The 12,982-nt window shown below is 71.6% G+C and carries 11 protein-coding genes and 1 riboswitch; of the genes, 8 read left to right on the top strand and 3 right to left on the bottom strand.

Annotated features, from left to right (window positions below):
- Positions 1 to 224 precede the first annotated feature (224 nt).
- Positions 225 to 1,682, bottom strand: coding sequence for an alpha,alpha-trehalose-phosphate synthase (UDP-forming) (locus ACQKM2_RS37415; RefSeq protein ID WP_427717793.1), 1,458 nt, complete (start codon positions 1,680 to 1,682; stop codon positions 225 to 227).
- Between the two features lie 91 nt (positions 1,683 to 1,773).
- On the bottom strand, positions 1,774 to 2,751 hold the full coding sequence (locus ACQKM2_RS37410; RefSeq protein WP_427717791.1) for a glucosyl-3-phosphoglycerate synthase: 978 nt from the start codon (positions 2,749 to 2,751) through the stop codon (positions 1,774 to 1,776).
- 217 nt (positions 2,752 to 2,968) lie between these two features.
- Positions 2,969 to 3,107, top strand: a riboswitch (SAM riboswitch).
- Between the two features lie 17 nt (positions 3,108 to 3,124).
- Between ACQKM2_RS37410 and thrC the strand changes: the two genes are divergently transcribed.
- From thrC to groL, 4 genes are all read left to right on the top strand, one after another.
- On the top strand, positions 3,125 to 4,399 hold the full coding sequence (thrC, locus tag ACQKM2_RS37405; RefSeq protein WP_007265552.1) for a threonine synthase: 1,275 nt from the start codon (positions 3,125 to 3,127) through the stop codon (positions 4,397 to 4,399).
- A 37-nt stretch (positions 4,400 to 4,436) separates the two neighbouring features.
- Complete coding sequence (locus ACQKM2_RS37400; protein WP_427717789.1) at positions 4,437 to 4,712, top strand: MoaD/ThiS family protein; 276 nt, start codon at positions 4,437 to 4,439, stop codon at positions 4,710 to 4,712.
- A 423-nt stretch (positions 4,713 to 5,135) separates the two neighbouring features.
- Positions 5,136 to 5,342, top strand: coding sequence for a cold-shock protein (locus ACQKM2_RS37395; protein ID WP_008743607.1), 207 nt, complete (start codon positions 5,136 to 5,138; stop codon positions 5,340 to 5,342).
- Positions 5,343 to 5,667: 325 nt separating this feature from the next.
- Positions 5,668 to 7,287 carry a chaperonin GroEL gene (gene groL, locus ACQKM2_RS37390; protein ID WP_007265555.1) on the top strand — a complete coding sequence of 540 codons (1,620 nt, stop codon included), beginning with the start codon at positions 5,668 to 5,670 and terminating at the stop codon, positions 7,285 to 7,287.
- A 380-nt stretch (positions 7,288 to 7,667) separates the two neighbouring features.
- Here groL and ACQKM2_RS37385 read toward each other — a convergent pair whose 3' ends face one another.
- Positions 7,668 to 8,558 carry a hypothetical protein gene (locus ACQKM2_RS37385; protein ID WP_427717786.1) on the bottom strand — a complete coding sequence of 297 codons (891 nt, stop codon included), beginning with the start codon at positions 8,556 to 8,558 and terminating at the stop codon, positions 7,668 to 7,670.
- A 311-nt stretch (positions 8,559 to 8,869) separates the two neighbouring features.
- Here ACQKM2_RS37385 and ACQKM2_RS37380 point away from each other — a divergent pair, with 311 nt between their 5' ends.
- The 4 genes from ACQKM2_RS37380 (at position 8,870) to ACQKM2_RS37365 (ending at position 12,888) form a co-directional block, all read left to right on the top strand.
- Entirely contained in the window at positions 8,870 to 9,490 is a 621-nt protein-coding gene (locus ACQKM2_RS37380) for a phosphoribosylanthranilate isomerase (RefSeq protein ID WP_427717784.1), read from the top strand.
- A gap of 313 nt (positions 9,491 to 9,803) precedes the next feature.
- A complete protein-coding gene (locus tag ACQKM2_RS37375) occupies positions 9,804 to 10,475 on the top strand; it encodes a hypothetical protein (protein ID WP_427717781.1) in 672 nt (223 codons plus the stop codon).
- A gap of 176 nt (positions 10,476 to 10,651) precedes the next feature.
- Positions 10,652 to 11,347 carry a beta-glucanase gene (locus tag ACQKM2_RS37370; RefSeq protein ID WP_427717779.1) on the top strand — a complete coding sequence of 232 codons (696 nt, stop codon included), beginning with the start codon at positions 10,652 to 10,654 and terminating at the stop codon, positions 11,345 to 11,347.
- Between the two features lie 47 nt (positions 11,348 to 11,394).
- Entirely contained in the window at positions 11,395 to 12,888 is a 1,494-nt protein-coding gene (locus ACQKM2_RS37365) for a PQQ-binding-like beta-propeller repeat protein (protein WP_427717776.1), read from the top strand.
- The last annotated feature ends 94 nt before the right edge of the window (positions 12,889 to 12,982 follow it).

Raw genomic sequence — 12,982 nt, 5'->3', positions numbered from 1 at the left:
CGATCGCGAAGCGACGCGACCGAAGGGAGCGCCCTTGACAGGACGGCCCGAACCGGAAGGACGATGGGACTGACGGGAAACCCCCAAACCCTCCCTGACTACCGCCCGAGGGGATCCCGCCCCCCAGCCCACCGGCCCGCAGACAAGGGGGCGGGTGGGCAAACACCGCCCGACCCCACCCCCTCGCGGGGGAGACAGCCGGCCCGTACCGCGAGCCCTCGCCCCTACCCCCGCAGGGCCTCCAGCTGGGCTTCGAACCAGGCCGCCGGGGGGAGGGCCGTGGCGGCTGCTGCCAGGCGCTTCGTGCGTTCCGCGCGTTCCGGGGCCGGCATCGAGAGGGCCTTGTGGAGGGCTTCCGCCGTCGCCGTGACGTCGTACGGGTTGACCGTCAGGGCGTCGTGGCCGAGTTCCTCGTACGCTCCCGCCCCCGTGGAGAGGACCAGGGCGCAGCCCGCCTCCGAGACGACCGGGATCTCCTTCGCGACGAGGTTCATGCCGTCCCGGACCGGGTTGATCAGGGCCACGTCGGCGAGGCGGTACGCCGCGAGGGAGCGGGCGAAGTCGTCCTGGACGGAGACGAGGACCGGCTGCCAGTCGTCCGTGCCGAACTCCGCGTTGATCTCCTCGGCCAGTTCGCGCACGGACTCGGTGTAGTCCCGGTACACCTTCAGGTCCTGCCGGGACGGGTAGGCGGAGGCCAGGTGGACGACGCGGCCGCGCCATTCGGGGTGGGTGGTCAGGAGCTCGCGGTAGGCGAGGAGTCCGCGCAGGATGTTCTTCGACAGTTCGGTGCGGTCGACGCGGACGATCGTCTTGCGGTCGCCGACCTCCGCGCGCAGCGCGGCCAGCTTGTCGTCGACCTGCGGCCGGTGGGCGAGCGAGCGCAGGTCGTCGCCGTCTACCCCGAGGGGGTAGGCGGTCGCCGCGGTGAACCGCTTCTCCCCGTACCAGCCGTCCGCCGTCATCCTGCGGTGGTTGACCCCGGGGCCGCTGTTCCGGGGGACGTACGAGTCCGCGACGCCGCGCTCGTCGTCCATGGTGGCGCCGCTGACGAAGTTGAGCGCCCAGCGTTCGGTGTGGAACCCGAGGCGGTCCGCCCCCAGCATTCCCCACACCAGTTCCTTCCTGATGTCGTCCGGGAGCATGCCCAGGAACTCCCACGACGCCCACGGAGTGTGCGTGAAGTGCGCGATCCGCAGGTCCGGGCGCAGTTCCCGCAGCTGTCCCGGGACCAGGGCGAGGTGGTAGTCCTGGACCAGCACCGACGCCCCCTCCGCGGCCTCCTCGGCCAGGGCCTCGGCGAAGGCGCGGTTGTAGGCGGTGTACGAGGCCCAGCGGCGCCGGAACCCGGCGTCGAAGACGGGTTCGCGGGGGACGTCGTACAGGTGGTGGTGGGTGAACCAGAGCACGGAGTTCGCGATGCCGTTGTACGCGTCGTCGTACACCGCCGGGTGGATGTCCAGCATCCGGACGCCCGGCTCGGAGACGCCCCGGCGGACGGCCTCCCGGTCGGCCTCGGACAGGGCCGCGCAGATCCACAGGGCCTCCGGCTGCGCCGCGAGCGCCGCGGACAGGCCGGAGACGAGGCCGCCGCCGCCGCGCCGGGCACTGAGGGTGCCGTCGGCGGCGAGGGCGTAAGAGAGCGGGCCGCGGTTGGCGGCGACGAGTACCTGAGAAGCCATGCCGCGAACCTAGCCCGGGGCCCGCTCGCTCAAACGTCCGGGAAATGTCCGGTTCATCACGTACTGGTCAAGGCGGGGGCGCGCCTGGGGGTCACGCCACCCGTCGGACCGCGTACTCCTCGATCTCCGCCATCGGCGGCCGCTCCTCCGTGTCCACGGCGTACGTGCGCGGTACGAACCCGTCCGGCCCCCGCTCGAACTGGGTGAGCTCCGGCCGGACGTGGGGGTACCCCCAGCGGTAGCTGGGGGAGTGCCCGCGGGAGAGCCGCAGCTGCGCGGTGCGGTAGATCGCGGCGGCCATCCGGCCCAGGGCCTGCCCGTCCTGGTGCCGGTGCAGCCGGACCCCGACGTCCACCTGGGCCAGCGCGTCCAGGCCGACCGTGTGCAGCGCGTCCACGAGCAGCCCCAGCTCCACCCCGTACCCGACGGGGAAGGGGAGGCGTTCCAGCAGGGAGCGGCGTACGGCGTACTCGCCGCCCAGCGGCTGGACGAAGCCGGCCAGCTGGGGCCAGTGGAGGTTGAGGAGCGGGCGGGCCACCAGCTCCGTGACGCGTCCGCCCTGGCCGGGGGCGTCGCCGAGGGGGCGGTCGTACATGGCCTTGACGAACTGCACCTGCGGGTCGGTGAGCAGCGGTCCGACGATCCCGGAGACGAAGGCGGCGTCGAAGTCCCGCAGGTCGGCGTCGACGAAGCAGACGACGTCGCCGGTGGTGGCCAGCAGGGAGCGCCACAGCACCTCGCCCTTGCCGGGCAGGGCCGGGATGCGGGGCAGGATCGAGTCGCGGTGGACGACGCGGGCGCCGGCCTTGGCCGCGACCTCGGCCGTACGGTCGGTGGAGCCGGAGTCGACGACCACCAGCTCGTCCACCAGGGGGACCGGCGGGGCCTCGATCAGGTCGCGCCGGATGATCTCGACGATCTCCCCGACGGTGGCCTCCTCGTCGAGCGCGGGCAGCACCACGCTCACCGTCGTCCCGGCCGCCCGTTTCCGGTCGAGCAGCTGGTCGAGCGGTCGGTCGGCGGCGGACCAGGAGCGGTCTGCCAGCCAGCGCTCCACCTCATCCAGCACTCTCAGCACCCCTTGGGCTTCTCTCCGCGGGTTCCGCGGGCTCTGCGGCACTCGGCTATTTGGGCCGAATTGTGATCCATCTCGCGGTTCGGACGGCTGTCTCAACCACCCGTCCCTTCGGTTACAGTCTTGAACAACGCGAGAGACCACCGCATGCCGGGGGTCCCGCGCACAAACGCACCGGCGCGCCACAGAGCGCGTGTGTCCGGTGCCATACCGCTCATCCAGAGGGGCAGAGGGACACGGCCCGTTGAAGCCCCGGCAACCCTCCAGTCGGTTCTCGCCAGCGCGAGGCCCCGGCTAGGGAAGGTGCCAATTCCGTCTCATGGCGAAGTGCGCCATGGGGAAGATGAGGAGAAAGGGCCTCGCCATCATGGCTGCACAGACTGTCGCCACCTCTGTCGACCTCGGACCCGCCACCGGACTTTCCTGTCGCGAGTGCGGTACCCGCTTCGAGCTCGGCCCCATCTTCGCCTGCGTCGAGTGCTTCGGTCCCCTGGAAGTCGCCTACGAGCTGCCGCTCGGCGACCCGGAGGCCCTGCGCGCCGCGATCGAGGCCGGTCCGAACAACATCTGGCGTTACGCGCCGCTGCTGCCCGTCCCGGTGGACGTGGCCTCCAAGCCGAGCCTGAACCCGGGCTTCACCAAGCTGGTGGACGCCGAGAACCTGGCCAAGGAGCTGGGCGTCACCGGCAAGCTCTACGTCAAGGACGACTCCGGCAACCCGACGCACTCCTTCAAGGACCGCGTCGTGGCCATCGCCGTCGAGGCCGCCCGCGCCTTCGGCTTCACCACCCTGTCCTGCTCCTCCACCGGCAACCTGGCCGGCGCCGTCGGCGCCGCGGCCGCCCGCGCCGGCTTCCGGTCCTGCGTGTTCATCCCGCACGACCTGGAGCAGGGCAAGGTCGTCATGGCCGGTGTCTACGGCGGCGACCTGGTCGGCATCGAGGGCAACTACGACGACGTCAACCGCTTCTGCTCCGAGCTCATCGGCGACCCGCTGGGCGAGGGCTGGGGCTTCGTCAACGTCAACCTGCGCCCCTACTACGGCGAGGGCTCCAAGACCCTGGCGTACGAGATCTGCGAGCAGCTCGGCTGGCAGCTGCCCGACCAGATCGTCATCCCGATCGCGTCCGGCTCCCAGCTGACGAAGATCGACAAGGGTCTCCAGGAGCTGGTCAAGCTCGGCCTCGTCGAGGACAAGCCCTACAAGATCTTCGGCGCCCAGGCCGAGGGCTGCTCCCCGGTGTCCACCGCCTTCAAGGCCGGCCACGACGTGGTGCGCCCGCAGAAGCCGAACACCATCGCCAAGTCCCTGGCCATCGGCAACCCGGCGGACGGCCCGTACGTCCTGGACATCGCGCGGCGCACCGGCGGCTACGTCGAGGACGTCAACGACGAGCAGGTCGTCGAGGCCATCAAGATCCTGGCGCGCACCGAGGGCATCTTCGCCGAAACCGCGGGCGGCGTGACCGTCGGCGTGACGAAGAAGTTGATCGAGAACGGGCAGCTCGACCCGGCGCTGACCACGGTGGTCCTGAACACCGGTGACGGTCTCAAGACCCTGGAGGCGGTGGCCGCGGACAGCGGCCAGACGGCCACCATCCGCCCGAGCCTGGACGCGTTCCGCGCCGCCGGCCTGGCCTGACCCTTCCCCCTGACACATCCGGAAAGGCGGTAGCGCCATGAGCGTCAACGTCCGCATCCCCACCATCCTGCGCACCTACACGGGCGGCGCCGCCGAGGTCCCGGCCGAGGGCGCGACCCTCGCCGAGGTCATCGAGTCCCTGGAGAAGAGCCACCCGGGCATCGCCGCGCGCGTCCTGGACGACCAGGGCAAGCTGCGCCGTTTCGTGAACGTCTACGTCAACGACGACGACGTGCGCTTCGAGGGCGGCCTGCAGGCGGCGACGCCCGACGGCGCCGGCGTCTCGATCATCCCGGCCGTCGCCGGAGGCTGACCAGACCGGCACAGTGCCGGCGGCTGCTGATCCGCGACTGACGCGTTCAGAACAGAATTGCCCCCTCCGCTAAAAGTGGAGGGGGCAATTCTGCTTGATTGGGCGCGGTAGAGTTGGGGCAGTCCCCTCCGCTGTTCTTGCCCGCCGCATATGAGCGGGCCTTCGGATGGTTGACATTGAGTCAACATGAGCGCGCCTTTTGGGCCTTTGGTGCGGCTTGTCTGGCCCGAGTTGCCCTGGAATATGCCAAGTTTTCACCCTATTTCCAGCTTTCCGTGTGTCCAGATTTCTCGTCGGATTGACCTGTTGCTGACAGCACCGGTGCGGATACATTCAGCCGCGGTCGAGGCGTTCCGGCGCAAGTTCTGACCCGGGACCGCGAAGTGCGGTCCTGCGCAAGGGCCAGTAATAGGGGAGTTAGGCATGGCTCAGGGCACCGTCAAGTGGTTCAACGCGGAGAAGGGCTACGGCTTCATCGCGGTCGACGGTGGTGCGGATGTGTTCGTCCACTACAGCGCCATCCAGATGGACGGGTACCGCACCCTTGAAGAGGGTCAGCGGGTCGAGTTCGAGATCTCGCAGGGCCAGAAGGGTCCGCAGGCGGACATGGTCAAGCTCGCGGCCGGCTGAGTCGGAGCGAACGCGATCGGCCACCGACGCACGCACAGACGCTTGAGGGGCCCACATCCTGGACAGGGATGTGGGCCCCTCCTGCGTGTCGCCCCGTGTCGCCGCCGCGCCGCCCGCGTGTTGCCTGAAGCCGCTTGCACTCGTGGGGGCCGAGTGCTAATCATTGGCGTTAGCACTCTCCCGGTGAGAGTGCTACTAAAACGAGGACCGGGCCGGTGAGGCCCGCAGGGCCCGGCGGGACGGAACCGCCGGATCCGCAGGCCGTCCGTCGCGGGCGCGGGCGCGGTCCGGAGCAATCCACCCCTGTCCGGGAGGACCACTTCACATGGCCAAGATCATCGCGTTCAACGAGGAGGCCCGGCGCGGTCTCGAGCGTGGCATGAACCAGCTCGCCGACGCCGTCAAGGTCACCCTTGGCCCCAAGGGTCGCAACGTCGTCCTTGAGAAGAAGTGGGGCGCCCCCACGATCACCAACGACGGTGTCTCCATCGCCAAGGAGATCGAGCTCGAGGACCCGTACGAGAAGATCGGCGCCGAGCTGGTCAAGGAAGTCGCCAAGAAGACGGACGACGTCGCGGGCGACGGTACGACCACCGCCACCGTTCTCGCCCAGGCGCTCGTGCGCGAGGGTCTGCGCAACGTGGCCGCCGGTGCCAACCCGATGGCCCTCAAGCGCGGTATCGAGAAGGCCGTCGAGGCCGTCTCCGCCGCCCTGCTGGCCCAGGCCAAGGATGTCGAGACCAAGGAGCAGATCGCTTCCACGGCCTCCATCTCCGCCGCCGACACCCAGATCGGCGAGCTCATCGCCGAGGCCATGGACAAGGTCGGCAAGGAAGGCGTCATCACCGTCGAGGAGTCCCAGACCTTCGGTCTGGAGCTGGAGCTCACCGAGGGCATGCGCTTCGACAAGGGCTACATCTCGGCGTACTTCGCCACCGACATGGAGCGTATGGAGGCGTCCCTCGACGACCCGTACATCCTGATCGTCAACTCCAAGATCGGCTCGGTCAAGGACCTGCTGCCGCTCCTGGAGAAGGTCATGCAGTCCGGCAAGCCGCTGCTGATCATCGCCGAGGACGTCGAGGGCGAGGCCCTGTCGACCCTGGTCGTCAACAAGATCCGCGGCACCTTCAAGTCCGTCGCCGTCAAGGCCCCGGGCTTCGGCGACCGCCGCAAGGCCATGCTCGGCGACATCGCCATCCTCACGGGCGGCACGGTCATCTCCGAGGAGGTCGGCCTCAAGCTGGAGAACGCCGGTCTCGACCTGCTCGGCCGCGCCCGCAAGGTCGTCATCACCAAGGACGAGACCACCATCGTCGACGGTGCCGGTGACAGCGACCAGGTCCAGGGCCGCGTCAACCAGATCCGCGCCGAGATCGAGAACTCCGACTCGGACTACGACCGCGAGAAGCTCCAGGAGCGCCTCGCGAAGCTGGCCGGCGGCGTGGCCGTCATCAAGGCCGGTGCCGCGACCGAGGTCGAGCTCAAGGAGCGCAAGCACCGCATCGAGGACGCCGTTCGCAACGCGAAGGCGGCCGTCGAAGAGGGCATCGTCGCCGGCGGTGGCGTGGCCCTGCTCCAGGCCTCCTCGGTCTTCGAGAAGCTGGAGCTCACCGGTGACGAGGCGACCGGCGCCAACGCCGTGAAGCTCGCGCTGGAGGCCCCGCTGAAGCAGATCGCCGTCAACGGTGGTCTCGAGGGCGGCGTCGTCGTCGAGAAGGTGCGCAACCTGGCCGTCGGCCACGGTCTGAACGCCGCCACCGGCGAGTACGTCGACATGATCGCCGAGGGCATCATCGACCCGGCGAAGGTCACGCGCTCCGCGCTGCAGAACGCCGCGTCCATCGCCGCGCTCTTCCTGACCACCGAGGCCGTCATCGCCGACAAGCCGGAGAAGGCCGCCGCCGCTCCGGGCGGCATGCCGGGCGGTGACATGGACTTCTGATCGGCCCCAGGCTGATCGGCTGTTCTCGACCGAGGGCGGTACCCCTTCCCGGTGGAGGGGGTGCCGCCCTCGGGCGTTTCCCGGGGGCGGGGGGATCAGTGGGCGTAGTCCTTGAGCGCCTCGGTGGCGAGGGAGAACCCGACCGGGTCGGGCGCGGCCGTTGCGGTACTGCTCGGTGCGGAGCCCACGCTCGCGGTACAGGCGCAGGTCGGGGCGGTGAGCCATGCACTGGTCCGCGACCCACATGATGATCTCGTCGTGATCTCCGTCGGGCACCGGCTTGACCTCCAGCTTTCCGTTGATGAATTCGAGCGTCACCGTCTCGGGTGCGCGGCGGGCCAGCGTCTCGAAGTCCGTCAGGGACATCTCGGCGTGCGCGGTCATCGGCGGTTCCTTTCTCGGACGCGGGACGCGTGGGCGTGGACCTCCGCCGGGGTGAGGGACGGGGTGAAGACCGGCGGGCGGGGGGCTTCGGGGCGGCAGGCGCGGCAGCGGCCGTCGGTGAAGGCGCCGGGCGGGCCGGGGGCGCGGCATTCGGTGCACTCGGCGCGGGCCGGGGGCGGCGCCGGGGCCGGTGGCGGTGGTGCGGCGGGGAGTTTGGACTCCAGGCGTTTGCGGACCAGGGCCGCCGGGTGGTGGACCGGGGAGGGCAGGCCGGCGGTGAGGGCGAGCCGGATGCGGTCGGGGGAGATGCCCCGGGCCAGCCAGGGGACCAGGAGCGGGGCGAGGGCCGTGCAGTCGGCCTTGGAGAGGGCCAGGGCGGGGGCGGCGCCGCCGAGCGAGGCGAGGATGCCGTAGGCGTCGGGGTCGCCTGGGGCGGTGGCGGTAGCCAGGGCCGGGTTCGTCGGCGGGGCCGGAGGTACCGGTGAGGGTGGTGGTGGGGCCGTCGGTGCGGGGGAATCCCTCTGGGTGAACCGGGCCCACCAGGCGCCGTCGCGGGGGGTGCGGGAGAAGTAGGTGCGGGTGACCCAGCGGGTGACCTCGCCGGGCAGCCGCTGCCGTACGCGGTGCAGGTGCCCGGCGGTGGCCAGCCGGTTCAGGGCGGTGCGCAGGGCGCACTGGCCCCACAGGGGCAGGACCGCGGCGAGGGTCTTCACGCTGATGTCGGCGCCGTCCGGCAGCCGGTCGAGGTACCCGGCGACGGCCGCCTCGCGGGCCGGGAGGTGCGCGAAGTCGCGGGCGGTGCGGGGCGCTTGCTCCGGGGCGGCGATTTTGCCGTAGCCGGGCTTGGCCTGGGGGTGCGGGGCAGCACTAAGCTGAACGTCATCCATCGTGGATCGTTGAGTCCGATCTCGTTTGGTCAGGCCCTCGTTTCGGTGTTGGCGCACCGGCGGGGGCCGATTTTCGTTTCCAGCCGCAAGGTAGGGCCTGATGGCCCTGCGTGGCAAGCCGGTCACGGATCGTCATCCGGCCTGGTATGGGCGGTGGTTGGGGAGGGTGGTGGGTGGTGGTGGGCTTCGCCCACCACCCATTCCACAGACAAAGCGCTCGGACTCTCGCGGCTTGAGCCCCGGGGCCGGGCGGGCCGCCCGGAGGGTGGACGTATCGGCGTGGCAGAGCGGCGTTTGGTTGACTTGCGGGCATGAGCGACGGGAAGAGCGTGTTCGTCAAGATCTGCGGGCTGAAGACCCCCCATGACGTCGACGTGGCCGTGGAGGCCGGAGCCGACGCCGTCGGGTTCGTCTTCGCCCCCGGCAGCCCCCGGACCATCGGCGCCGCGCAGGCGCGGGAGCTGGCAGCGCGGGTGCCGGACGGGGTGCTGACCGTCGGGGTGTTCCGGGGGCAGCCCGTCGAGGAGGTGCGCCGGCTCGCCGAGGAGAGCGGCGTGCGCGGCGTACAGCTGCACGGCGACGAACCCGCCGACCACTACGCGCACCTGCGGGCGCCGGGGCGCACGCTGCTGCGCGCCACCGCCGAGCACGTCGCGCGCTGCGGCGAGTACGGGGAGGACCTGCTCCTCATCGACGCCCCCGACCCCGGCTCCGGCAAGCCCTGGAACTGGGGATCCGAGCAGTTCACGGCGCCCGAGGGGCGCTGGCTGCTGGCCGGCGGGCTGAACCCGGGCAACGTGCGGGAGGCCCTCGGGGCGACCGGTGCCTGGGGTGTGGACGTCTCCAGCGGGGTCGAGCGGGAGCGCGGGGTGAAGTCCCCGGAGCTCATCCGCGCCTTCATCGAGGCGGCGCGGGGCCCGTCGCGCGGGTGAACGAACGGGTGGTCGGCGGCCGTGGGCGGCTCGGCATGCCGCCCTCAAGCCGCGGAGCTAGCCTGTAACAGGACGTCGCTCCCGGGGGCTGCGGAGTCGGACCGGTGAACCGACCGGCCCGGGCAGGCGCATCGGGGCGCGCGAGGCCCTGCGCCCTCCTTCCCCACCCGTCACGCCCCGGCCCCCGGCCCCCGGCCCCCGGCCCCCGGCCCCCGGCCCTGACCTTTGGCCCCTTGCCCCTGCCTCGTGGCGCCCTCGTGCTACCGAGATGTCCGCTTCACCCGTCAAGGCTTTCCCGGCAAGGAGGGAACGCATGAACAGGCGTGCCCGTTATGCACTTCTCGCCCCGCTCCTGGTCACCGCGGTTGCCATGCCGTCCACGATGGCGGCCCGGGCCGCCCCCGCCCCCCAGGGGGCCTGCAAGCTCGTGGTGGCCCCCGGCACGAATCCCGTCGAGTACGACCTGGTGATGACCGGCTTCAAAGGTGGTCAGCTGCTCAGGGTCTCGGGCCCGGAGGAATTCCAGCGCAACGCTGATGGTGCGGGCTCCGTCACGGAAGAGGACGTCAAGAAGGGCGCCTACACGGTGAAGAGCGGCTGGGGCAAGAACGAGCTGACGACCGGCTGCACCAAGGCTCCCAGGACGCCCGCGCCCGTCAAGGTCCGGATCACCGACGCGGATATCACGGGCGCGTCCACCACTCCCGCAGCGGTCGACTGCTCCAAGCCGCAGAACGTCACGTTCCAGGGCAAGTTCACCGGTACGGGAACCGGCGAGGTCGACTACTTCTGGTCGGGCCAGGGCAAGCAGGCCGCGCCGTCCCTCAAGTTCAACGCCCCGGAGACCCCGACCGGTCCGTTCGTGGTCAAGTCCCCCACGCGTGCCGCGCCCACGGAACCGGCCCCCAAGGTGGTCGTCAACCTCTCGGCGGACAACGTGGCCGACTCTTTGACGTTCACGCTCACGTGCGCGCCCGGGACCTGACCGGCCGTCACGCCTCCCCGTCCGTACGCCCTCCGGCACCCCGGTGCCGGGGGGCGTACGCAACGCCGGTCCAGCAAGGGGGACGCGCGGTGCGGGCCGCTCCGAAGCGCTGTCGTACTACTACGCTCCGTGAGAACGGCGGTTGATTCCGGGTGCCTTCCGGGCATATGTACCGCATGCTCCCGCAACCAGTCGCATGGCTGCGGCGCGTGGCGTCGCGCCGCCCGTCCCCCGTCTTCACCGCCGACTTCACCTCCCCCACCCAGTGGGTGGCCGGCCGCTCCTGGGCCTATCCCGACGGCGGCCCCGTCAACCCCGGCGACAACAAGCTCGACCACCTCACCGCCGACCCCGCCTACAGCCGCTCCGGCACCTTCCGCGCGACCCTGCGCCCCGACGGGAACTGGGACGCCGGGCTGCTCACCACCGAGGGCAGCGACGAGGGCTTCGAGGTCCGCACCGGCGACGTGCTGGAGGCCCGCGTCCGGCTGCCGGAGGAGCTGGGCGCCTGGCCCGCCATCTGGACCTGGCGGGACGGCGGCCAGGAGATCGACGTCTTCGAGTACCACCCCGACAACCCCGACCTGCTGGAACTGTCCAACCACGTCCGCGAGGCGCACCGCTACCTCCGCGACCCCACCGTGCGCCCCGGCGCCCGGCTCGACCTGAAGGTGGAGTTCGGCCGCAGGTCCGTCATCTGGTGGGTGAACGGCATGCGCGTCTACTCCGACGGGCGGGGTGTCGGCCGCGGCTGGCACGCGTACCTCATCGTCAACCTGTCCGTCTCCGCCGGCCGTTACCACCCCGCCCCCGGGCCGGGCCTCACCGAGATGTCGTACGAGGTGTCGCAGCTGCGCGTCCTCCGGGCGTAGTGCCGTACCCGCCCGGCCCCGGTCGTTAGGCTGCGGCCGGGGGGATCATGAACAAGAGAACGGCACTGTCCCAGCGGCTCGTCATCCTGTGGTGGGTCTGCGTCGCCGCGGCCTTCGGGGCGGTGACGCTGATGTACTTCGTCCTCTTCTGGAAGCTGTCGTTCGTCGACATGCCCGGCAACGAGTGCGACTCCGACACCTGCCCGCGCGGCATGGGCTGGCTGTTCCTCTTCACGCCTGCCACCGGGCTCCTCACGGTCCTGGCCTGGGCGTTCGTCAAGGACGCGAAGGAGGAGCCGCGCCGCTCCTGCCTCGTTCGGCTCGTCGCCGTCGTCGTCGCGCTGGCCGCGCTGTGGCCCGGCTGGCGGGCCTACGAGTGGATGCGCGGCCCGCAGATGTACGTCTCCGGCTGGCAGATGGCCGACGGCTCGGGCGCGGCGAAGCCGCTGGGCGTCTGGGCCCCGCCGGACCAGGGGGGCGGGCTGCTCGTACGGGCCCGGGTGGACGGGCTCGTCGCCTTCGACGGCGAGGGCCGGCACGGCTGGCGGCTCCCCGCCCCCGACCGCGCCCCCCTGTGCGCGCTGGGCCGCGCCACCTCCGCGGGCATCGGGCTCGTGGTCCACGAGGAGGGCGCCCGCGGTTGTGGCGCGCGGGTCACGGCCGTCGAGCTGACGGAGGGGCGCAGGCTCTGGACCCGGGAAACGGCCGGGCAGCCGGTGGCCGCGGTCGGCGGCACCGCCGTCCTGGCGCAGCCGGACGCCGTGCTCGGCCTCGACCTGCGCGAGGGTGGGGAGCTCTGGCGGCTGCCCGTCGCCGCCGACTGCCGGGTCGGGGCCGTGGACGGGGCCGGGAGCGGCGGGCGCCACGGGGCCGGTGCCGGTGCCGGGGCCGCTGGGGCCGGTGCTGTCGGGCCCGTCGTGTACGTCGAGGAGTGCGGGGGCGGTGCCAGGTCGCGGGTCGTCGCCGTCGACGCCCGTACCGGAGCCCGCGCGTGGGAGACCGCCCTGCCGACGGCGAGCCCGCTGTCCGAGCTGCGGGTGCTGTCCGCGACCCCGCTCGCCGTCCGCGTCAAGGAGTCCGTGCCGCTGGGCACGGACGCGGTGCTGCTCTTCGACGCCGGGGGCGCGATCCGGGGCCAGGTCCCCGCCGCCGCCCTGGAGGGGGAGCCGCTGGTGACGGACGGCCTGCTGGTCAGCGCGGTGAAGACCGGGAAGAAGTCGGGCGTGGCCGCGTACTCCCTCACCGACGGCCGGCGCGCCTGGCAGCGCGGCCTCGGGGAGGAGCGGGTCCTCGGGCTGGCGCCCGCCGAGCAGCCGGGCGAGGTCGCCGTGGTCTCCACCGACCACTGGTGGACGTACCTCACCCGGCTCGGCCGGGACGACGGCGGGCGCCGGGAGGAGGCGACGGTCCTGCGCGAGATGCCGCTGGGCAGCCGCTTCACGTTCCGGCCGGGTCCGCCCGGGGCCTACGTCTTCGTCAACCTGGACGCCGACGACGAACTGTTCCCGACCTTCGAGGTCCTGCCCGTCTGGGGCTGGTGACCCGGGCCGTCGGACGGCCCGGGCGGGCCGGGGGGCCGGTTGAAGGCCGCGCCCATGATCGCCACTCTGTGTGCCTGACCCCAACACCCGCAGG

This window comes from Streptomyces sp. NPDC004126, assembly GCF_050275515.1.
Classification (GTDB): Bacteria; Actinomycetota; Actinomycetes; order Streptomycetales; family Streptomycetaceae; genus Streptomyces.
This window is presented reverse-complemented; position numbering and strand designations above follow the sequence as displayed.

Excerpts from the sequence above, each read along its gene's own strand:
- ACQKM2_RS37400 (WP_427717789.1), top strand. The coding sequence starts at position 4,437 with ATGAGCGTCAACGTCCGCATCCCCACCATCCTGCGCACCTACACGGGC.
- ACQKM2_RS37365 (WP_427717776.1), top strand. The coding sequence starts at position 11,395 with ATGAACAAGAGAACGGCACTGTCCCAGCGGCTCGTCATCCTGTGGTGG.
- groL (WP_007265555.1), top strand. The coding sequence starts at position 5,668 with ATGGCCAAGATCATCGCGTTCAACGAGGAGGCCCGGCGCGGTCTCGAG.
- ACQKM2_RS37370 (WP_427717779.1), top strand. The coding sequence starts at position 10,652 with ATGCTCCCGCAACCAGTCGCATGGCTGCGGCGCGTGGCGTCGCGCCGC.
- ACQKM2_RS37395 (WP_008743607.1), top strand. The coding sequence starts at position 5,136 with ATGGCTCAGGGCACCGTCAAGTGGTTCAACGCGGAGAAGGGCTACGGC.
- ACQKM2_RS37375 (WP_427717781.1), top strand. The coding sequence starts at position 9,804 with ATGAACAGGCGTGCCCGTTATGCACTTCTCGCCCCGCTCCTGGTCACC.
- ACQKM2_RS37380 (WP_427717784.1), top strand. The coding sequence starts at position 8,870 with ATGAGCGACGGGAAGAGCGTGTTCGTCAAGATCTGCGGGCTGAAGACC.
- ACQKM2_RS37385 (WP_427717786.1), bottom strand. The coding sequence starts at position 8,558 with ATGGATGACGTTCAGCTTAGTGCTGCCCCGCACCCCCAGGCCAAGCCC.
- thrC (WP_007265552.1), top strand. The coding sequence starts at position 3,125 with ATGGCTGCACAGACTGTCGCCACCTCTGTCGACCTCGGACCCGCCACC.
- ACQKM2_RS37415 (WP_427717793.1), bottom strand. The coding sequence starts at position 1,682 with ATGGCTTCTCAGGTACTCGTCGCCGCCAACCGCGGCCCGCTCTCTTAC.